The sequence below is a fragment of the Hujiaoplasma nucleasis genome, from assembly GCF_013745115.1.
Lineage (GTDB): Bacteria > Bacillota_I > Bacilli_A > Izemoplasmatales > Hujiaoplasmataceae > Hujiaoplasma > Hujiaoplasma nucleasis.
The window spans coordinates 1015645-1036925 of the sequence record NZ_CP051151.1; the positions used below are offsets into that span (position 1 = coordinate 1015645).

General features: G+C 31.5%; 20 protein-coding genes. 5 read left to right on the forward strand and 15 right to left on the reverse strand.

Going from position 1 to position 21281, the window contains the following annotated elements:
• Nucleotides 1-116 precede the first annotated feature (116 nt).
• Nucleotides 117-1766 (reverse strand): glutamate--tRNA ligase, encoded by a 1650-nt coding sequence (gene gltX, locus HF295_RS04755; RefSeq protein ID WP_312031039.1) that lies wholly within the window; start codon nt 1764-1766, stop codon nt 117-119.
• 143 nt (nt 1767-1909) lie between these two features.
• On the opposite strand from gltX, the gene HF295_RS04760 reads away from it, so the two are divergent.
• A complete protein-coding gene (locus tag HF295_RS04760; RefSeq protein ID WP_312031040.1) occupies nt 1910-3199 on the forward strand; it encodes an L-cysteine desulfidase family protein in 1290 nt (429 codons plus the stop codon).
• A 43-nt stretch (nt 3200-3242) separates the two neighbouring features.
• Here the strand turns inward: HF295_RS04760 and HF295_RS04765 are convergent, their stop codons facing one another.
• Complete coding sequence (locus HF295_RS04765; protein WP_312031041.1) at nt 3243-4469, reverse strand: M48 family metallopeptidase; 1227 nt, start codon at nt 4467-4469, stop codon at nt 3243-3245.
• Nucleotides 4470-4662: 193 nt separating this feature from the next.
• Between HF295_RS04765 and pdhA the strand changes: the two genes are divergently transcribed.
• From pdhA to lpdA, 4 genes are read left to right on the forward strand one after another with little or no spacing between them, the layout of a single operon-like run.
• Nucleotides 4663-5751 (forward strand): pyruvate dehydrogenase (acetyl-transferring) E1 component subunit alpha, encoded by a 1089-nt coding sequence (pdhA, locus tag HF295_RS04770; protein WP_312031042.1) that lies wholly within the window; start codon nt 4663-4665, stop codon nt 5749-5751.
• Nucleotides 5751-6725, forward strand: coding sequence for an alpha-ketoacid dehydrogenase subunit beta (locus HF295_RS04775; RefSeq protein ID WP_312031043.1), 975 nt, complete (start codon nt 5751-5753; stop codon nt 6723-6725). The genes pdhA and HF295_RS04775 overlap by 1 nt, the downstream gene beginning before the upstream one ends.
• Before the next feature lie 11 nt (nt 6726-6736).
• Nucleotides 6737-8023 (forward strand): dihydrolipoamide acetyltransferase family protein, encoded by a 1287-nt coding sequence (locus tag HF295_RS04780; RefSeq protein WP_312031044.1) that lies wholly within the window; start codon nt 6737-6739, stop codon nt 8021-8023.
• Between the two features lie 13 nt (nt 8024-8036).
• Nucleotides 8037-9416: a dihydrolipoyl dehydrogenase gene (gene lpdA, locus HF295_RS04785; protein WP_312031045.1), complete on the forward strand. Its 1380-nt coding sequence runs from the start codon at nt 8037-8039 to the stop codon at nt 9414-9416.
• 38 nt (nt 9417-9454) lie between these two features.
• On the opposite strand, the gene HF295_RS04790 is transcribed toward lpdA, so the two are convergent.
• The 13 genes from HF295_RS04790 to HF295_RS04850 all read right to left on the reverse strand — a co-directional run bounded on the left by HF295_RS04790 (nt 9455) and on the right by HF295_RS04850 (nt 21230).
• Nucleotides 9455-10327 (reverse strand): lipoate--protein ligase family protein, encoded by an 873-nt coding sequence (locus HF295_RS04790; RefSeq protein WP_312031046.1) that lies wholly within the window; start codon nt 10325-10327, stop codon nt 9455-9457.
• 12 nt (nt 10328-10339) lie between these two features.
• A complete protein-coding gene (locus HF295_RS04795) occupies nt 10340-11740 on the reverse strand; it encodes an MATE family efflux transporter (protein ID WP_312031047.1) in 1401 nt (466 codons plus the stop codon).
• Between the two features lie 84 nt (nt 11741-11824).
• Entirely contained in the window at nt 11825-13933 is a 2109-nt protein-coding gene (locus HF295_RS04800; RefSeq protein ID WP_312031048.1) for a complex I subunit 5 family protein, read from the reverse strand.
• A gap of 11 nt (nt 13934-13944) precedes the next feature.
• Nucleotides 13945-16056 (reverse strand): complex I subunit 5 family protein, encoded by a 2112-nt coding sequence (locus HF295_RS04805; protein ID WP_312031049.1) that lies wholly within the window; start codon nt 16054-16056, stop codon nt 13945-13947.
• 10 nt (nt 16057-16066) lie between these two features.
• Nucleotides 16067-17554, reverse strand: coding sequence for a proton-conducting transporter transmembrane domain-containing protein (locus HF295_RS04810; RefSeq protein WP_312031050.1), 1488 nt, complete (start codon nt 17552-17554; stop codon nt 16067-16069).
• Nucleotides 17544-17927 (reverse strand): sodium:proton antiporter, encoded by a 384-nt coding sequence (locus HF295_RS04815; RefSeq protein ID WP_312031051.1) that lies wholly within the window; start codon nt 17925-17927, stop codon nt 17544-17546. Before HF295_RS04815 ends, HF295_RS04810 begins: the two co-directional genes overlap by 11 nt.
• Complete coding sequence (locus tag HF295_RS04820) at nt 17924-18352, reverse strand: MnhB domain-containing protein (RefSeq protein WP_312031052.1); 429 nt, start codon at nt 18350-18352, stop codon at nt 17924-17926. The genes HF295_RS04815 and HF295_RS04820 overlap by 4 nt, the downstream gene beginning before the upstream one ends.
• Nucleotides 18345-18656, reverse strand: a complete 312-nt coding sequence (gene mbhE / locus HF295_RS04825; protein ID WP_312031053.1) for a hydrogen gas-evolving membrane-bound hydrogenase subunit E — start codon at nt 18654-18656, stop codon at nt 18345-18347. The genes HF295_RS04820 and mbhE overlap by 8 nt, the downstream gene beginning before the upstream one ends.
• The gene (locus tag HF295_RS04830) at nt 18653-18892 is read right to left on the reverse strand and encodes a hydrogenase subunit MbhD domain-containing protein (protein WP_312031054.1); all 240 of its coding nucleotides are present in this window, start codon (nt 18890-18892) and stop codon (nt 18653-18655) included. Before HF295_RS04830 ends, mbhE begins: the two co-directional genes overlap by 4 nt.
• A gap of 1 nt (nt 18893) precedes the next feature.
• Nucleotides 18894-19211: a monovalent cation/H(+) antiporter subunit G gene (gene mnhG / locus HF295_RS04835; RefSeq protein WP_312031055.1), complete on the reverse strand. Its 318-nt coding sequence runs from the start codon at nt 19209-19211 to the stop codon at nt 18894-18896.
• On the reverse strand, nt 19208-19477 hold the full coding sequence (locus HF295_RS04840) for an MrpF/PhaF family protein (protein WP_312031056.1): 270 nt from the start codon (nt 19475-19477) through the stop codon (nt 19208-19210). Before HF295_RS04840 ends, mnhG begins: the two co-directional genes overlap by 4 nt.
• The gene (locus HF295_RS04845) at nt 19470-19970 is read right to left on the reverse strand and encodes a Na+/H+ antiporter subunit E (RefSeq protein ID WP_312031057.1); all 501 of its coding nucleotides are present in this window, start codon (nt 19968-19970) and stop codon (nt 19470-19472) included. Before HF295_RS04845 ends, HF295_RS04840 begins: the two co-directional genes overlap by 8 nt.
• A 75-nt stretch (nt 19971-20045) precedes the next feature.
• The gene (locus HF295_RS04850; protein ID WP_312031058.1) at nt 20046-21230 is read right to left on the reverse strand and encodes an iron-containing alcohol dehydrogenase; all 1185 of its coding nucleotides are present in this window, start codon (nt 21228-21230) and stop codon (nt 20046-20048) included.
• Nucleotides 21231-21281: the final 51 nt, after the last annotated feature.

The window sequence follows — 21281 nt, forward strand, 5'->3', positions numbered from 1 at the left end:
CCCTCCAAAATTTTATTAAAAAAAATACCAGTTTTTAACTTGTATTTTAATATCACGGTAATGATTTTATTATACAAGATAAACTGGTTTTTTTATAGCATAAAATTTAAAAAAATCTATAATAAATTTATTGTATAAGATATTCGCTCTACAACTCTTTTTTGTCCCAAAATTTTTAATACATCGTAAAAATTCGGTGTATCAGGTTTCCCACATGCAGCAATCCTTACAATCTCAGCGTAATCTCCTACATGGCCAATATACTGATCAGGATTCTTTTTGTAATCTTTTGGTCTTGGAGCAAAGTTCCTCTTAACAGCTTTATCTTTCAAAGCTGAAAACCATTCATTTTGGTCTAAATTTAGGCCTGTATCTTCAATATATTCATCTAATATTTCTTTAATTAAGTCCTTAGAAAATCTTTCATTAAAAGGTAGTTCTTCAATCATATCATAAAAGTTCTTGTCATACATAAAAGCCACTATATCATAAACATCAGCGTATTTTTCATAATCTTTTCTTGGTTTTTCTTGATCTCTACCAATGTTAATAATATCTTCAAAATATTGCCTATCAATTTCTATCATTTCTTCTAATTTTGGCTCATATTGACGAGCATAAGCAAGAGCATTATCTGTAAAATCATGAGCATTCATTAAGGATAATCTATCCTTAGATATAGACTTAATTTTTTCTATATCAAACAAAGCACCATCAAGACTCATCTTATTAAAAGACAAATCAAAATCAAAGATATTTGCTTGTGGATTTTCTATCCTCCACTCTTCAAAATTCGAATTTGCTAGGGTCATTAAATATTCTAAAAAACCTTCAATAGGATAACCTTTTTCTAAGAAATAATCCACTGAAGCTTCTTCATCTTTTCTCTTAGATAATTTTCTTCTTTTTCCATCATCTAACTTCATGATGACTGGAAAATGAGCATATATAGGTCTGGTCCAATTCAATCTATCAAAAATTTCTAAATGAATTGGCGCAGAAGACATCCACTCTTCACCTCTGGTTACATGAGTAGTTCTCATAAAATGATCATCAACCACATGGGCAAAATGATATGTTGGTAATTGGTCAGTTTTCATAATAACAATATCCAAAATATTCTCAGGAAACTCAATGGTGCCTCTTATAGCATCATCAAAAGAAACTCTTTGATCTGCTTGACCATTTGATTTAAAACGAATAACAAAATCATCACCTTTTTTAATTCTATCTAAGACTTCATCATCATTCAGATGACGACAAGTCGCAAATTCTCCGTAATATCCCGGTAACAATTTATTGTCTTCTTGGTAACGTCTAATATCAGCTAAATCATCGTGAGAACAAAAACAAGGGTATGCATCTCCAGAAATAATCATTTCTTTAATCACTGTATGATAAATTTCCTTTCTTTCAGACTGAATTAAAGGGCCATACATTGATTCTTCTAAATAAGACTCATCAGGTTCAATACCAAAAGTTTTTAATTGTTCAATCACTTTATCACCTGATCCTTTTATTTCTCTTTTTTGATCAGTATCTTCCAATCTTAAGAAAAAGACTCCCTCTGTTTGTTTAGCGAAGCGCCAAGATACTAGAGAGGTAAATAAAGATCCTGTATGTAAAAACCCAGTAGGACTAGGGGCGAATCTTGTGACTATAGCCCCTTCTTTTAAATTTCTTTTTGGAAATTCAATTTCCAAATCTAAAACAGACTTTTTAATGTCTGGAAAAATAGCATTAGCAATCATTTCTTTCTTGTTCATATCATTACTCCATTCTATAAATCATATCGAATTTATTATAACATAAAGTCTTTATTTTGAATATCATTAAAAGCCATATAGACAATTGACAATGTCTACACGCTATGCTAATATCGTATTATCAAACATAGATGAGGTGGCATATGACAAGCACTATTTACGAACAAGAAATTTTTGATATTTTAAAGGAAGAATTGGTTCCGGCTAAGGGATGTACTGAACCTATATCCATCGCCTTTGCGGCCGCAAAAGCTAGGGAGGTACTAGGTGAAATTCCTGATAAAATAATCGTTAGTGCTAGTGGCAACTTAATTAAGAATATTCGTTGTGTTACGGTGCCTAACACTGGTAATCTTGTTGGCATAGAAGCTTCTGCTATTGCTGGTATGATAGGAGGAGATGCTTCTTTAGATTTAGAAGTGATTTCTAACATTAAAGAAAGCGACTTAAATATTATTCACCAATATTTATTAAAAAAAATGGTTAAAGTCACTTTATTGGATACACCTTTAAATTTACATTTTATTTTAAAAGCTCAAAAAGATAATAATGAAGTCATCATAGAAATAAAAAATCTTCACACAAATATAGTTAGAATTAGTAAAAATAATAAAGATATCTATTTTAAAGAAGATGTTAAAGAAGATTATTTTGGAGTTGAAACAGATCGTTCTTTCTTAACCATCGAACATATTCTAAACTTTGCTAACAAAGCTAATATAGAAACATTAAGAAAGATACTAAAAAGACAAATCGATGATAACATGGCCATTGCTGAAAAGGGCATTCAAGGTCAATTCGGTGTTGAAATCGGAAAAACTATTTTAAAACATGATAAAACCATCTATGGAAAAATAAAAGCTTATACTGCTGCCGCTTCAGAAGCTAGAATGAGCGGTTGTTCATTACCAGTTATTACCAATTCTGGTAGCGGTAATCAAGGTATTGCATCTTCAATTCCAGTCATCATTTATTCAAAACATTTAGGTGTAAGCGATGAAACCATGCATAGGGCTTTGGTCTTATCAAACCTGTTAACCATATATCAAAAAGGATTTATTGGAAGATTATCTGCTTTTTGCGGAGCTATAAGTGCTACAGTTTCTTCAGGTGCTACTTTGACTTATCTTGAAGGCGGAAGCCTTGAGCAAATAAAAATGACCATTACCAATGCCTTAGCCAATGTATCAGGCGTCGTATGTGATGGAGCTAAACCATCTTGTGCCTCAAAAATCGTCACTGGATTAGAAGCTTCATTTTTAGGCCATCATCTAGCTATGGAAAATAGACAATATAATCCACTATCAGGTATTTTAAAAGACTCTGCAGATGATACCATTACAGCTGTAGGTAAAATGGCTAGTCTTGGAATGAAAGATACTGATAAAGTAATATTAGCTTTAATGCTTGAAGATAAAGATTTTCTAAATTAAATACTTAAACATTAAAAAATCACGTGTTATCACGTGATTTTTTCTATTTTAAAGCATCAATTCTGTTGGCAATAGGTGGGTGGGAATAAAAAATCTTAACATAATATGGATGAGGTGTTAAATTTGAATAATTCTCTCTTGCTAGAACCTTGAGTGCTTGAATTAAATCTTCAGAACTACCATTATTTTTAACAAAGGCATCAGCTTGATATTCAAATTTCCTAGATATAAAAGCTGTAAAAATAGATATCAAAGATAAGATTGGCGACAATATAATCACATACAATATCAGATTAAAACCTAGATTTATGTTTTCAAAACCAAAAGCCTGTGAAAAAATAGCCTGATTCAAAAATAAGGATAATACTAAAATGTAAATACTTAACATTAATACTGTCTGAAACAAGTTAAAAATAATGTGTTTATGTTTATTATGACCAATTTCATGGGCCAAAACAGCGACTATTTGATCTTCAGTCATTTTATCGATTAAAGTATCAAATAATACAATTCTTTTTGATTTGCCAAATCCAGAAAAGAATGCATTAAGTTTAGAAGATCTTCTTGATGCATCCATGACAGATATCTTATCTATTTGATAGCCCACAGATTGAGCGAAAGTCTCAATTTTATCTTTTAGACTTCCATCTTCTAAAGGTTTTAACTTATTAAAAATTGGAACAATCAATGAAGTATAAATTAAATTCATAAGGACAATAATGATGGTTAATCCAATCCACGAATAAACAAAAAACATAGAACCGGTATTTTGGTGAATGGCTAAGAGTCCATAAAGTAAAGCTGAACCAAGAACAAGGGTTAATATCAATGATTTTATCTTATCTAAAATAAAGGTTCTCAAAGTCATTTTATTAAAACCATATGATTCTTCTATCTTAAAGGTTTTTATATACGAAATGACTAAACCACTAATAAAAGAAAGTAAAAAATAAAAAAAGAGGAATAATAAAACTGACAAATAATAATTATCAGAAATTTGATGAGCTATTTTATGAATCCAATGAAAGAATCCTGAGACTAATAAAATGATGATTAATAGCAAATCAAAGCCTTTTACAAATAAGGAAAACTTAAAATTGGCCATGGTATAAGCTTGATACTTTTTATATTCTTCTTCCTCATAAACATCTATAACGGATTCAGGAATTTTAGCATTTCTGTTTTTGTAATTCAAAATAGATAAAACAAGTTCAAAAACAAACAAAAAAATCAAAATTCCATAAACCAAAATCTGAATGATTACTTCCATAAATTCACCTCTATTTTTATTGATAAATCTAGTATATCACTTATTAATGTAAAGATAAACAATGTATAATTAATTCGAATTAGAAATAGTTTATTATAGACCCAAGAAGTAAGCATATTAGTTAGATGCGTCTAACAAATCATTTATAATATAAGCATAGAGATATATTAATAATCACATAGGAGGTTATGTTATGTTATTCGAAGAATTTGATCCGCTAAAGGGAAAAACCTTACAAATATTGGATCAAGATGGAAAAATCGTTAATGATAAATTAGTACCTAAGATTAAAAAAGATACTTTAATGAAAATGTATCACACCATGGTTTTAGGTAGAATCGCTGATGAGAAAGCGCTTCAATTTCAAAGACAAGGTCGTATGTTAACATACGCACCAAACCACGGCCAAGAGGCTGCCCAATTAGGATCTATTGCAGCTATGGATGATGATGACTGGTTGGTATTGGCTTTTAGAGAAATGAACGCCATGTTATATAAGGGTGTTACTCTAGAACAATCTTTCCTTTATTGGTTGGGTAATGAATGGGGATCTAGATTTAATGATGATGTCAAAGTTTTACCAATTAATGTCCCTATTGGTTCACAGATATCACATGCTGCAGGTCTTGCTTATGCTGCAAAACTAAAAGGGACTAAAGAAGTAGCCATCGCCTATATTGGTGACGGCGGGACATCTCATGGTGAATTCCATGAAGGTATGAGTTTTGCTTCTGCTTATGATTTGCCAATGATCGTCATAATCCAAAATAATCAATACGCTATTTCTACACCAAGAGAGAAAACCATTAAGTCAAAAACATTGGCTCAAAAAGCTATCGCTTATGGTATCCCTGGTATCCAAGTAGATGGTAACGATCCTTTGGCAATGTATCTAGCCACTGAAACTGCTAGAGAAAGAGCCTTAAAAGGTGAAGGGCCAACGTTGATTGAAGCTGTAACTTATAGAATGGGTCCTCATACAACATCAGACAATCCTAAACTATATAGAGAAGATTCTGAAGTTGAAGAATGGGAGAAAAAAGATCCTTTGAAACGTTTTAAAAAATATTTAATTGACAAAAAATATTGGACAGATAAAAAAGATGAAGACTTGCATGAAACTAGCAAAAAAGAAGTCTTAGATACATTTAAAAAAGTAGAAAACTCAGGAGAAGTTGATTTAGAAGATATCTTTAAATATACTTATGAATCATTAACACCTGAACTAGAAAAACAAATGAAATATTATCAAGAATTTTTAAATGAGGAAGGTGCAAAATAATGGCTGTTAAAACAATTTTACAAGCAATTAATGAAGCCCTTGACCAAGCAATGGAAAAGGATGAATCTGTTGTAGTCTATGGTGAAGATGTTGGTTTTGAAGGTGGTGTCTTTAGAACAACTGCTGGCCTTCAAAAGAAATATGGAGAGGGCAGAGTCTTTGATACACCAATCGCTGAGGCAGCCATTGCTGGTTCTGCAGTAGGTATGGCCATTAATGGATTAAAACCGGTTGTAGAAATGCAATTTTCAGGTTTTTCGCTGCCTGCTTACAATCAAGTCGTAACCCATGTGGCAAGATTTAGAAATCGTTCAAGAGGTAAATATCATTTACCAATGGTCATTAGAATGCCATATGGTGGTGGGGTTAAAGCCTTAGAACATCACTCTGAAAGTTTAGAGACCCTATACGCCCATATTCCAGGTTTAAAACTTGTGATTCCTTCAACACCTTATGACGCAAAAGGTTTAACCATGGCAGCTATAAACGATCCTGACCCAGTGATTATCATGGAACCAAAAAGAATTTATAGAGCCTTTAAACAAGATATACCTGACGAACCTTATGAAGTTGAAATCGGAAAAGCAAGAATGGTTAAAGAAGGAAAAGATATAACCATTATTGCCTGGGGTGCTTTAGTAAGAGAAGTCGAAAAAGCTATGAAAACTTTAGATGTGGATGCTGAAATCATTGATTTAAGAACCATTGCGCCAATGGATACTGAAGCAATCATAAAATCAGTTAAGAAAACTGGTAGGGTTTTGGTCGTCCATGAAGCATATAAATCATTTGGTCCTGCAGCTGAAATCATCTCGAGAGTCAATGAAGAAGCCTTCTTCTATTTAGAAGCAGCTCCAAGAAGACTTGCTGGTTTTGATGTGACTGTGCCTTTACCAAAAGGGGAAGGCCATTTCATCATTAGTCCAGAACAAATAGCTTATGAGGTTAAAAAACTCATGGCTGAAAAGGCATAGGAGGTTTAATTATGTTTGATTTTAAATTCGCAGATATCGGTGAAGGAATTCACGAAGGAAAGATATTAGAATGGAAATATAAACAAGGTGATAAGGTTGAAGAAGGCGAAACCTTAGTCATCATAGAAACTGATAAAGTCAATGCTGAAATTCCAATTCCGGTGGATGGGACTATCGTTAAATTAGGTCCACCTGAAGGTGAAATTATCCAGGTTGGTGATTTATTAGCCCGTATTGATGATGGTGAAGGTGACTCTGAAGAAGCCAGTGAAGAAAAAACTGAAAAACAAGTAGATACTAAAGAGGATGACAACATCGAAGAGGATGAAGGCGGCGTTGTTGGTAAGCTTGAATCATCAGATGAAATGATTGAATCATATGAAACAAAATCTGAAAAATCAAAATCTGAACGCGTTCTTGCGACACCAGTCGCTAGAAAACTAGCATCTGATTTAAATATTGATATTCAAGAGATTAAAGGTAGTGGCGAACACGGAAGAGTCTTAAAAGAAGACATAGAAAACCATAAAGGACAAAGCCAAAAACAAACTAACCGACAAGGACAAAAAGTCTTTAATGCACCAGAAATTAAAGTTTATGAAGCTGATCGTAGAGAAAAAATATCTTCTCTAAGAAAATCTGTTGTCAATGCTATGACTTTATCAAAACAAGTGATTCCACACACAACTTTAATTGATGAATTAGATGTTACGGATTTAGTAAACTTTAGAAATGACCATAAGGGAAAAGCCGCTGATGAAGGTGTTAAATTAACTTATATGGCATTTATTATCAAAGCTTTAACAAAAGCAATCAAGGATTACCCTATTTTAAACGCTTCTTTTGATCAAATCAATGAAGAGATCATCTATAGAAGTCAAGTCAATGTAGGTATCGCTGTTGATACACCTGATGGTTTGATTGTGCCAAACATTAAAAATGCCGATACTTTAAGTTTGTTTGATATCGCTAGAAAAGTTGAAGAAATCGCAAGTTTAGCTAAAGAAAGAAAAATACAATTGTCTGACTTACAAAGAGGTACCATATCAATCACTAATTTTGGGGCTTTTGATGCTATATCAGGCACCCCAATCATTAAACATCCTGAAGTTGCTATATTAGGTATTGGTAAAATTGATAAGAAACCTGTGGTAAGAAATAATGAAATCGTCATTAGAGATATCCTTCCTTTATCATTAACATTTGATCATAGAATCATTGATGGAGCTGATGGTGGTAGAGCTATGAGAGCTTTCAAAAAATACTTAAAAGACCCTCTTCTACTACTCATGAATTAGAAAGGATGATTTTATGAAAACATATGATGTAACAATATTGGGTGCTGGACCTGGCGGCTATGTAGCCGCCATCAAAGCAGCTCAAAAAGGTTTAAAAACTGCCATTATCGAAAAAGAAGCTATTGGAGGTGTGTGCCTTAATTGGGGATGTATCCCAACAAAAGCGCTTTTAAAAAGTGCCAAGGTATTCCAACAATTTATGCATGCTAAAGATTATGGTATCCTCGTAAAAAATAAGGATGATGTTCATGCTGATTGGCAAGAAATCATTAAAAGAAAAGATAAAGTTGTAAAACGATTAACTGGTGGCGTCAAAATGCTGCTAAAGAAAAATAATGTGGATATTTACGAAGGGTTTGGAAAAGTAATCAATAAGAATGAAATCAAAGTTAATGATGATACTATTTCCACCAAACATATTATATTATCTACAGGCGCTTCACCAATTCTTCCGCCTATTGACGGTTTAAAAGAAGCTTATGAATCTAAATTCTTAATGACTTCTAAAGAACTACTTGATGTAGATGCCATACCTAAAGAACTCGTTATTATTGGTGGTGGTGTTATCGGTTTAGAATTTGCAACAATCTTTAATAGCTTCGGCACAAAGGTCACGATTATCGAAAGAGAAAATCAAATTCTCTTAAATGTTGATGATGACATTAGAGATCAAATGATGAAAACCTTGAAAAAAGACAAGATAGAAGTCCTTACAAGTTCATCCGTCAGTAAAATTGGTAAAGATAAAGTCTATTACAAAGATTCAGACAACAACGAACAAAGCATCAAAGCAGATAGAGTCTTATTATCAGTAGGTATGAAGGCCAATTTAAAAGGCTATGAAGATCTAAATCTCAAAATGAATAAAAATTTTGTCGAAGTCAACGAACAATTACAAACTTCTATTAGTAATGTATACGCTATTGGCGATATGAATGGAAAAATGATGCTGGCTCATGTAGCCAGTCATCAAGGAATCATTGCTATTAACCATATTCTTGGCGAAACAGAGTCAATGAATTACAAGCAAGTTCCTTCTGCTATCTACTCATTCCCTGAAATTGCCCAAATTGGTTATACTGAAAAAGAAGCTAAAGAAGCTAAGTTAGATTACAAGACATTTACATTCCCTCTTCAAGCCAATGGTAAGGCCTTATCAGCCAATGAAAATAATGGATTTATCAAAATCATTGCAGATAAAAAATACAATGAAATACTTGGTGTCCATATATTATCTGAACAAGCCTCTGATTTAATCAGTGAAGCTGTTATGACTATGAAACTTGAAGGAACAGCTGATGAGATAGCTCATGCTATCCATCCTCACCCAACGACTTCAGAAATATTTAATGAAGCAGCTTGGGGTATTGTAGATAAAGCTATTCATATTTAATTTATAATAAGAAAAGAACCTAATCTTTTTCAAAATGATTAGGTTCTTTTTATATGTTTAATATAATCTTGATTGAAATATTTGGTATTTAATAATCGATCATCAACTAGGGGAGATATTTTAACAATATATCCTTTTTCTATAGTAATATCACAGACCGAATCATCAATAGCCTCTTTTATGGTAAAGGTCGGTGTTTTGCCATAATTCCATTCCCAAGTTTGATATTTATTTTTAATTATTTCTTGAATTTTTTCTTCTTCTATTTCTATTTCGCTCTCATTAATATGATAGTCATGAATCATCTGATAGCTTATTTGATTCATGAGTTCTTCTTTTGATAAACCAATCATATCTTTTAAATTAATAACAGCCTGTTTATTAGATAAGACTTGATGCCCTTGAGCATTTGCTTGAAAATGAATTAATGCTTTTTGAATAATATCAAGATCAGTATCATATAAAATTGTCCCATGATGTAGGAGTTTATTATTAATAAACGCCTGAGCATTACCAGATATCTTATAATCATCGACAAATAAATGAGATTTTGGTTTAAAGTGTACGTTTAGACCCTGTGATTTTAAAATATTCTTAATCGATTCTAAAAAATATTCATAATTATTGATTCTATTCTTAAAGTCATTTGTAATTATCGAAAAATTTAGGGTACCTTGGTCTTGGTAGATGGTTCCACCCCCAGAAATTCTTCTCACTTTGATGATAGAATCATCCAGGATATAATCAGGGTGTATTTCAATGAATGGATTTTGATTTCTTCCATAAACAAAGGCTTTGGATCCATACCAAAGAAAGAGAATATCTTCTTGAATATCTTTTCTTCTTAACAAATATTCTTCTATGGCTAAGTTCCTTAAAATATCATTTGAATGACTGATTAGAAAGGCCATCAATAACTCCTTTTATGTTAATTGTTGAACAGGTATATTTATTTTATCATGTAAATCTTTCATTTCATACCTATATACAAACATTGAACCTATACCAGCAATAACATCAGCTGCAAAGAATGTCCACCAAATACCTTCTATCCCAAAGTAATGGGTCAAGATAAATAATATAGGTATAAACAAAATAAATTGTCTAGAAGCAGCAACCAAAAAGGCTCTTAATGGATAACCCATGGCTTGGTAAACTGAAGACAGGATGACTTGGAAACCAATAACACCAAATCCTAAAGCAACAACCCGTAAGGCTGCCGGACCTTCGGATAATAATAAGGAATTGCTTTCTGAAGTAAAGAGCATAAACAGTGGTTTTGCTAAAACCATTGTAAATAATAATGCGCCAACAAAATAGTAACTTAATAGTTTCATTGCATAGGCAATAACCTCATGTAAACGATGATATAATTTTGCACCAAAATTGTATCCCACAATAGGTTGTAAACCTTGTACCAAACCAAAACCAGGCATCAATAAAAACATAACCAGTCGATTAACGACTCCAAATATAGAAATATGTATTTCAGGAGTCAATGATATATCTTTAATAATATTATTAATAATGATGACTAAAAAAGCACCTAAAGCATTCCTTATAAAAGATGAAAAACCTATAGTAGAGATTTCCAGCACCATCTTTTTATCAATTTCATACAATTTTTTTAGATCTATATTTAATTTTGATTGTGATGAAATAGAGGCTAAAAATACATAGATAAAAGAAGCTGTTTTTGCAATTACAGTCGCAATAGCTGCACCCTTTACACCCATATTTAATCCCCAATCAAAAATAAATATTGGGTCTAATATAATATTAACTCCCGCGCCAATTACCATGGAAATCATCGCAATCTTAGCTCGGCCTTCTGCCCTTGCAAGATTATTAAATATCACAGATAAAGAAAAAGGCACAAGTCCTATTAAAATATAAAATAAATAATCTTCTGCGTAATGAAGATTTCCATCCGGCCCATCAGTAGCGCCAAAAAACAATAATAAATCATCTAAAAATATCAAACCGATAACTGCAATTAATACAGAAAAAAATACCCCCATAAATATGGCAGTATTAACTGACCTACGCATGGTAACCTTATCGTTTCTACCATAAGCTCTTGAAAATATTGACGAAGCTCCAACCCCAATCATTAATCCAAAAGCCATAACAATCATTTGTACTGGATTTGCTATTGATAAAGCTCCAATAGCAATATCACCAGAACCTTGTCCAACAAAAATAGTATCAGTTAAATTATATAAAGCTGTCACAATCATTGCGATTGTGGCAGGTATAGATAATTGTATTAAAGCTTTTTTAACATTTGTTTTTCCTAACAAATCACTTCTTGCCTGGTCCATTTCATCACCTCACCTTGACTATTATAGCAAAATCAGATTCATTTTCATAAGAAATAACCCGCAAACAAGAATAATAATATAAACTTACAATATATAATAGAAGAAAAAGTATATAAAGACACCTGATAATACAAACACATAAATAAAAGCATCTGCATAGATTAAACTTTGTTCATAACGACGATTAAGAACATTAACAGTAATCACAAAACGATCAATAAAACCAACATTATTCAAATCATCATCACTCAATTTTATAAACTCTTCTTCATTGTAAGGGCACTTGTGTCCATAAATTATTTTACATAGGTTTTTCATTAACAAGTAAGCAGGATAAAAAAACAAATACTCTATACTTAACCACTTTGGAAAATGCAAGCTTAATAATGAGAACTTCTTTCCTATTAGAAATGCTACACTTCCCACGAAGATAATCATTAAAGCCATTATAATATCATAAAATTTAAATACATTTAATGGTTGGATATATGTCTCAATAAAATGACTTGAGTAAGCAAGATTATTTAATTGAGGTAATATAAATTGTTTAAGAATAAAATTAGGATTCAAACCGATTAATATAATAATTAAACTCATCGATATTAAAGCCAAATCTAATGATGAGAAATCAAAAGTCAAATCCTTATATTCTTTTTGATTGTCCTTAATGAAAACATAATAGAACATTTTCACTAAATAAGCTACAGTACCTATACTTGTTATAATAAATAATATTTCAGCAAGAATAAAAATTTGCGAACCGTGTTGATAAGCCTCAACTATGCCGTGATGTAATATAGTTTTAGATATATATCCGTTAAACAATGGCATACCAATAACACCCAACATACCTATCACAAAAATTATAGTTGTGACAGGTAATTTCTTCCAAATACCACCTAATTTATACATATTTAATTCATGGGTGTGATAATAAACAACACCAGCAACCATAAATAACAAAGACTTAAATAAAGCATGATTAATAATATGGTAAATAGCTCCAGTGTATCCCATAGCGCCTTCATAACCTAAATAAAGCCCTATGCCTATGCCCATTAAGATATAACCCATTTGCGAAATAGATGAATAAGCTAATAATTTTTTTATATTAGCTTGTTGTAAAGCAAGAATCATTCCCATTACCATGGTAATTATTCCAGACCATATAATGACATATCCAATATTTTTAGATGTAAGCCATAATGAGTGATCTATGGATGAACTATCAGGGAAATAATAAGATGTCACAACTCTAATAATCCCGAAAGCCCCAACTTTTATCATTACCCCAGATAACAAAGCACTGGCTGGAGTAGGGGCAACTGGATGAGCCCTTGGCAACCAAACATGGACTGGTGCCATACCTGCTTTAATTCCAAAACCAAAGATTATCAAACCAATAATCCAATACTTAATTGATCCCATTTGACTAAGTTCACTAATGGCTGATTCAAAACTTAAATCTCCAAGATTAAAATACAATAACAAAATAGCAGTCAATATAAGAAAACCACCGATAAGACCCATAATTATATAGTTATATCCAGCTTTATAAGACTCATCATTCTGGCCATGAATCACTAGAGTATAAGACGCTATTGTCATAATTTCAAAAAATAAAAACATAGTTAATAAGTCGCCTGACATCATGGTCCCTAAAACCGAACTATAAGTTAAAGCTAAAAAGAAAAAGAAACGTGTACTATGCAACTCATGTTTCATATATTCATGAGCATAGACGATTACATAAAACCAAACAAAGGAAGATATTAATAAAACTGTATAACTTAACATATCTATATGAAAACTTATACCCAGTAACAATACATCCTTATATTGATAATCTATGGTCCCCATCAAGACCTTAGGATAAATCAAAATCATGAAAACAATCACAAAAAAGCCCATATAGATCAATGCCTTATCTCTTCCATCAACATTTTTATCTCTAAAAATAAGATCAAAGGTAGCTCCAATAACTGGAATAAGAATAATTACAAATATATCAAGTGATTGTTTATTTAAAAAATTTAAATACTCTTGATAAAAACGACTTTCAACAAGGAAATTTTGAAAAGAAAACCAATTGCTTAAAAAAGCAATAAAGAAAATTAAAACCAACAAAGATAATCCAACTAAAATTGAATTAGATTTGACCATTTTATCAAGAATTTTAATTTTTCTTTTCATTAAAATCACTCCTATAAGAATATAAGCATTAAGGCAAAAACTAGGACTAATGATAAGGTATATATAAATGCATCCCCACGAATCATCGAAGATTCATACCTTCTGTTTAGAACATTTGAAGTAATAACAAACCTATCAATAAAACCTACTTTCTCAATATCTTCTTCACTTAACTTTTTAAAATCATCTTCATTATATGGACACTTATCTCCATATAGTAACCTACAAAGATTTTTCATTATTAAGTAAGCAGGTAAAAAGAATATGTATTCTACACTCATCCACTTAGGCAAATGCAAGTGGAATAAATTGAATTTTTTTCCTACAAAGAAAATAACAAAACCAAATGCTACAATTCCAAATGTAGTTAAAAGGTCCTTGATTTCAAAGACATTAAGTTCAAGAATATAATGATGAATAAAATCTGGGTCATAAGTCGTCATATACAACTGTGGTACGATTAATTGATAAATGATAAATTTAGGAAAAACACCAATAAGAATAATTATAAAAGCCATGGCCCATAAAGCAATATCATGACTAGAATAATCAAAAGGTATACTTTTATAATCATTATTTGATTTTTTAAAGAATACATAATAGCCCATTTTTATAAAAGAACATACAGTACCAGCGCTCACAATAATAAAGATTATCTCAGCATAAACAAATGAAGAATGTCCATAATGATAAGCTTCAGTTAAGCCATGATGTAAAATAGTTTTAGAAACATAACCATTAAATAAAGGAAAACCACTTATACCCAAAGCCGCCACAACAAAGACTATAGTCGTAAATGGTAATTTCTTCCACAAACCGCCAAGTTTATACATATTCAACTCTTTTGTATGAAAATAAATCACACCAGCTATCATAAATAATAAAGATTTAAAAAGAGCATGATTTATAATATGATAAAGAGCTCCTGTATAACCCATAGCCCCTTGATAACCTAAATATAGAGCCACGCCAATGCCAGTCACTATATAACCCATTTGACTGACTGAATGATAGGCTAACATCTTCTTCATGTTTTCCTGTTGGAGGGCTAGAAAAACTCCTAAGGCCATGGTAATAATTCCGGTCCAAATAATGATAGCTCCAATATTTTCAGCTGTAATCCATATTGGATCAGTCACCGATGTTATGGTCTCCTTACTAGGAAAATAATAACTTGAAGCTGTTCTAATAATCCCAAATGCCCCAACCTTAATCATCACACCAGATAGTAAGGCGCTGGCCGGTGTAGGCGCTACTGGATGGGCCCTTGGTAACCATACATGAACAGGTGCCATCCCAGCTTTTATACCAAAACCAAAAACTAAAAGCCCCATAACCCAATACTTTAAATTTCCTAATTGAGAAAAAGCATCAATGGCAGATTCAAAATGCAAATCACCAATATTAAAATAAATTAATAATAATGCCGTTAAAATTAAAAAACCACCGATAAGCCCCATAATAATATAATTATATCCAGCCTTATAAGATGCATCATTTTGCCCATGAATAACCAACATATAAGATACAATAGTCATAATCTCAAAAAATAAAAACATAGTCAGTAAATCACCTGACATAATTGCCCCTAAAACAGACCCATATGTTAAAGATAGGAAGAAGAAAAACCTTGTACTTTTCTCTTCTTTTTTCATATATTCATGAGCATAAATCATCACAAAAAACCAAATAAAGGATGATAATAACAAGACAGAATAACTCAACATATCTATTCTAAAACTCATACCCAATAATAATATATTTGGTATTTCAAGTCTTATTAGATCTTCCAAAGCAAGGGGATATATAAAAACCACGATAATTAATGTCAACAAACCCAAATAAATAACTGATTTATCCCTATGATCAATTGATGTTTTTGCAACAACCGCTTCTATCACAGCACCAAACATAGGGATAAAAACTATAAGTAACGGAATATATTTTATCCACGTTGAAAGCAATAAATTTTGATAAAAATGAGTCGTCGTAAAGGATGACTTTATAGAAAACCAATCACCAGCATATGCTATAAACAAAAACAATAAGGCAAGAGTAAAAACGACCAATGCTGTGTTGGTCTTGGCCATTTTATCAATAATGTCCATTCTTCTTAATTTCATGAACTAACCTCTAAGAGAAAAATACTTTAGCTGCTGCTTCAATATAAGGCATGATTGTATTAGGGAATAAACCCAACAATAAAATCACAGTCCCTAAAATAATCAAAGGAAAAATCATTGTTCTCGGCGTTTTTTCAATCGTTGTCATCCGGTAATGGTATTTCTCATTTCTTAAAAACGCAAGAATGATGATTGGTAAATAATAGATGACATTAAGTAAAGAACTAACTATGAGAATTACTAAAAATATAATATAATTATTTTCTAAAACAGCGATACCTAAATTCAATTTCGAAATAAAACCACTGGTCAATGGTATTCCAATCATACCAAGGGCCGCAATAGAAAATACCCCCATTGCTAGAGGCATAATAAAGCCCATACCATCAAAGTCATTAACCTTTCTAGTTTTCTTATAAAAAATGATTTCCCCCACCGATAAGAACAAAGCTGTTTTCATTAAACCATGAGATATTATATGGAAAAAAGCTGCCCTTAATCCAAAAAAACTAACCAAAGCTATCCCCAACAAAATATACCCTACTTGAGCTACCGATGAATAACCAAGCATTCTTTTTACATCCTTTTGAGCAATAGCGAAAACAGAACCCAAGATCATTGCACTCGCCGCAAGAATTAACAATATGACAGGCATATTCATTTCATTAAGGATTTCTACTCCGAAAACATTAAACAAAACTTTAACCAAAACCAAGAGATAAACCTTAATCACAATAGCTGAAAGAATAGCTGAAGATGTTGATGGTGCACTTGAATGAGCATCTGGTAACCAAATATGAAAAGGGAATATTGCTGCTTTAATACCCAATCCAACAACCATAAAGCCTAAGGCGATAATAATGTTCATAGGATAATTTACAAAGGCAACTTCAACTGCTTCAGCCACCAAAGTAATATTGGTATAACCAGTTGCCATATAAATTAATCCGACACCAAATAAATAAGATAAAGAACCTATCTCATTCATCATTACATATCTAAAAGCCGAAGTATATGTATCTTTTTTCTTTTTAATACTAATAATTGCACATGTTGTAATCGATAATATTTCAATAAAAACATAAGTATTGAATAAATCGTTGGTATACAAAATACCAAACATTGAAAGAAGCAAAATAAATAATAATATATAATAACGACCATATTCGGTATCTTCAATCCCATCTGTAGCATCGCCACTTGAATAAATATATATGATATCAGCCAAGACAATTACTACAATGGTAAATAAAGCAGAAAAAGGCGTTATTAAAAATTCTATACCATATCTACTTTCATGACCCCCAAAGGTATAAGAAATATCTCTAACATTATTCACATACCACAATAAATATCCAGAAGAAATAGTCACAAAAATCAAAACTATAAAACCTAAAATCAAAGTGATTTTAAAGGGTCTTCTTTTTAATAATGGTATGATCAAAGCCATTAAAATAAACAATATTAAATTTAGAATTGGTAATTGATCAATGTTCATTGTTTTCCTCACTTATTAATTCAGATAATTCTCGTTGATCAATGGTATTATAGTTTTCATATATACGAATAACTAAACTCAATGAATAAACGGTAATTGATACTACAACAACAATACCAGTTAATATAAACACAGAAGGTAAGGGATTAACAAAAACTGAATTTTCTTGGTTAGCGCCAACTATTGGCACCACTCCACCACTGACGTTACCTATGGCCACAAAAAACAAAAATACCCCTGTACCCATAATGTTTAATCCCATAATTCTTTTGATTAGGTTGGTGTGTAAAACGACAATTCTTAATCCTATTAAGAATAAGGCTACAGCACCTATATAATTGACATTGTCTAAAATCATTTCAAATATTTTCATATTTTTTCCTCATCAATCAGTAAGTTAAACAAAGATATCATAGTAGAAGCAACTTTAATACCTATACCAATCATTAATAATGGAATAAAGCCCCCAGAAAGAATTTGGCCAATTTCGCCTTCAAAAAAACCTGCTTCTAGGTTAGTTAAAAAATAACCACCAGCAAATATTCCTATAACACCTATAAATACAAAAAACAATATACCGCCACTTTCCGCTATTTCCGAAGTTTTATGAGAAAACTTTTTCTTACCTTTTTCTCGTCCAAAAACTAAAGTATATAGTATCAATGTCGTTCCAATAATTGCTCCTCCAGCAAAACCACCACCTGGTGATATATGGCCATTTAAAATGATAAAGATTCCATAAACTTGTGCGAAAGGAATTACTATTTTAGTAATATTTTTAATAATAATATCATTCATCTATCTTCACACCCTTTTTAAGTTCTTTATCATGCTTGGTACTTCGTAAAACAGAACCTACTGCCACAACTGAAGTAAATAGAACGATGGTTTCGCCTAATGTATCAAATCCACGATAATCCGCTAAAATACCTGCGATTAAATTTGAAGCATTGGTTTCTTTAGCTCCTTCTTCTATATAATAATCTACAACATCATTATAGGCTGGAGCATCAACAGATGCTTGAGTTGGCATTTCAAAGATCGCAAAGACTAAAATAATGAATAAAATAATAAATAAGATATTGGCTATCACTTTTTTCATTTTTCATACCTCTTTGTTTTGCTAATGACTGCGAAAAACAAAATAGATGTTACACCCGCACCAATAGCTGCTTCCGTAATCGCAACATCTGGAGAATTTAACAAAAGCCATAATATAGACATCATTAAAGAATATGCTGAAAATAATACAACAGCACCAATTAAGTCCTTAATTTTCCCAATTGCTAAGGCACATACAATCATGAAAATGACAATAAGCAAATTTACATAAACCATCTTACTCACCATCCTCATCAAAATCTATTTCGGCTTCCATCCGTTTATAAGCTGTTTTTGCAATTGCATGTGCAGCTGTTGGATTTGTAATCCATACAAATATCAAAATCAATAAGATATTTGCTGAAATAAATGAGAAACCCTGCCACATAATTAAAGCAGCAAAAACTAAACCGGCACCCATGGTATCGCATTTTGTTGTTGCATGCATTCTTGTAAAAACATTAGGCATCCTTAATAAACCAACAACACCAACGAAAAAGAAAAATAGGCCGGCAATTAAAAATAAAATAATGATAATATCTAATACAATTGTCATTTTCCTAATTTTCCTTTCATCAATAATTTTGCTAAACCAATCGTAGTAATAAAACCTAATAAAGCATAAACTAAAGCAACATCAACAAAAAACTTTTGATTTTGTAAAAGAGCAATCATCACAATAATCGTTGTTACTTTTGTTGCTATCATATTGATAGCTACCATTCTATCTTCAACGGTTGGTCCTACCACAGCCCTATATAAACCTACAAAAGTTAAAATCACCAATATGATTGTAGCAATTAATAAAGCAGTCTCAATCATGATTCTTCACCCCTTCTAAGTCTAAAAAGGCTTTTTCTAAACTAGACCCTTCTAAGTCTCTTACATATTTTTTTAATAAACCATGAACTACTATTTCATCTTTGTTCATATCAACTGTTAAAGTACCAGGTGTTAAAGTAATCGCATTAGCATATAGACTTTGGTTTAATTCTTTCTTCAGCTTTTGCTTGATGGTAACGAATCCAGGATCAATAGGCATTTTTTTACTTAATACAATTTTAGCAACATGAATATTAGATAAAATAATATTATAAATCAAAATAAAAATCAGAACAAAAAAACGAATAATTGTTCTGATTGTAAGTTTTGTTATTGCCTGCTGATTAAAGACTAAATCATAGTTAAAAAAAACCACCATTAAAGACGCAAGAAGACCAATAATAGCGACCTCTAAAGAAAATTCAAAGGATAAAATAAACCAAAAAACAAAGAGTAAAACAAATAAAACAAAAGCCCCATACCTTTTCTTCAAAATATCAACGCCCTTCCTAGTTGTTTATATTAAGTATATCTAAAAATAACCCTAAGTGTCAAGGTAAATCCATGTTTATTGGTTAATCATTTGTATAACATTTAAGAAATCTTGATGATCAAAAATTTTAGGGACAGGATACAGTGGATTTGCTTCTTTATAGGCTTTTTCAACAATTCCTAAGACATCTCCTTCTTTTATTAAACCCTTAAAACTAGAATCTATCATCAATTTATCTTTTAGTGATTCAATTGCTTCTATCACAGAAATAGACTTATCTTGTAAAGATAAATCGCTATCACCAAATACATCATCATAAATCTTAGCCATCTTTCTATCTATACTATGGTGGTAATATCTTAAAACATAAGGTAATATAACCGCGTTTGCGTAACCATGACCTAAATGATAATATGCGCTTAATTGATGAGCAATAGCATGAACATTTCCTACATAAGCCCTAGTAAAAGCTACGCCAGCTTGATAAGCAGCTACTTGCATTTTTCCAAGTGAATCAATATTTCCAGAATAAGCTTTTTCTAAATGATTAAAAATAATTTTTATAGCTGATAAAGCCATTTTCTTGGTTTTTCTTGTATTCGCTTTACCTAGATATGCTTCTATGGCATGAGTTAAAGCATCCATTCCAGTTTCAGCGATTAGCTTTGGAGGTAAAGACTCAACCACACTAAGATCAAGAATAGCATATTTTGGCATTAAAACCGGGTCCATGAGTGCACATTTTTCTTTAGTTCTAGGATTTGATACTACAGCTGCTAGGGTAGCTTCTGAACCAGTCCCTACAGTCGAAGGTATAGCTATCAACAAAGGAAGTTTTTTAAGAATCTTTAAAGTTCCCCTCATATTTTCTATACTTTTATTTGGTCTAACAACTCTAGCCCCTAATGCTTTTGCTAAATCTATCACTGAACCACCACCATAAGCAATGATTCCCTGGCATTGATTTTCTTTATATATAGATAAGGCTTCCTCAATCATAGGAATACTTGGATTGGGTAAAGTATCATTATACAAAGAATAATGAATTGATTCTGCTTTTAAGAGATCAGTGAACGCTTTAAATTTTGCAGTACCAGATAAATATTGATCACTAACTATCATCACCTTACTTTGGTGAGAGTTTTCCAAAATTTTTATAATATCCTTTAAATCATTAACAACAACAGGTTCTTTAAAAGAAATAAAAAACGACATCAAATACATTATTTTTTGATAGATCCTAAAAATAAGTTTTTTCATCATAACCACCTTTGTATTTATTATATAATAATCCTAGTCAAAATTTAAACG

Coding starts and splice junctions, on each gene's coding strand:
- HF295_RS04775 (WP_312031043.1), top strand. CDS start 5,751: ATGGCTGTTAAAACAATTTTACAAGCAATTAATGAAGCCCTTGACCAA.
- HF295_RS04820 (WP_312031052.1), bottom strand. CDS start 18,352: ATGAATGATATTATTATTAAAAATATTACTAAAATAGTAATTCCTTTC.
- HF295_RS04805 (WP_312031049.1), bottom strand. CDS start 16,056: ATGAAATTAAGAAGAATGGACATTATTGATAAAATGGCCAAGACCAAC.
- HF295_RS04830 (WP_312031054.1), bottom strand. CDS start 18,892: ATGGTTTATGTAAATTTGCTTATTGTCATTTTCATGATTGTATGTGCC.
- HF295_RS04810 (WP_312031050.1), bottom strand. CDS start 17,554: ATGAACATTGATCAATTACCAATTCTAAATTTAATATTGTTTATTTTA.
- mbhE (WP_312031053.1), bottom strand. CDS start 18,656: ATGAAAAAAGTGATAGCCAATATCTTATTTATTATTTTATTCATTATT.
- HF295_RS04790 (WP_312031046.1), bottom strand. CDS start 10,327: ATGGCCTTTCTAATCAGTCATTCAAATGATATTTTAAGGAACTTAGCC.
- HF295_RS04795 (WP_312031047.1), bottom strand. CDS start 11,740: ATGGACCAGGCAAGAAGTGATTTGTTAGGAAAAACAAATGTTAAAAAA.
- HF295_RS04840 (WP_312031056.1), bottom strand. CDS start 19,477: ATGATTGAGACTGCTTTATTAATTGCTACAATCATATTGGTGATTTTA.
- HF295_RS04850 (WP_312031058.1), bottom strand. CDS start 21,230: ATGAAAAAACTTATTTTTAGGATCTATCAAAAAATAATGTATTTGATG.
- HF295_RS04780 (WP_312031044.1), top strand. CDS start 6,737: ATGTTTGATTTTAAATTCGCAGATATCGGTGAAGGAATTCACGAAGGA.
- HF295_RS04815 (WP_312031051.1), bottom strand. CDS start 17,927: ATGAAAATATTTGAAATGATTTTAGACAATGTCAATTATATAGGTGCT.
- pdhA (WP_312031042.1), top strand. CDS start 4,663: ATGTTATTCGAAGAATTTGATCCGCTAAAGGGAAAAACCTTACAAATA.
- mnhG (WP_312031055.1), bottom strand. CDS start 19,211: ATGACAATTGTATTAGATATTATCATTATTTTATTTTTAATTGCCGGC.
- HF295_RS04765 (WP_312031041.1), bottom strand. CDS start 4,469: ATGGAAGTAATCATTCAGATTTTGGTTTATGGAATTTTGATTTTTTTG.
- lpdA (WP_312031045.1), top strand. CDS start 8,037: ATGAAAACATATGATGTAACAATATTGGGTGCTGGACCTGGCGGCTAT.
- HF295_RS04760 (WP_312031040.1), top strand. CDS start 1,910: ATGACAAGCACTATTTACGAACAAGAAATTTTTGATATTTTAAAGGAA.
- HF295_RS04800 (WP_312031048.1), bottom strand. CDS start 13,933: ATGAAAAGAAAAATTAAAATTCTTGATAAAATGGTCAAATCTAATTCA.
- gltX (WP_312031039.1), bottom strand. CDS start 1,766: ATGAACAAGAAAGAAATGATTGCTAATGCTATTTTTCCAGACATTAAA.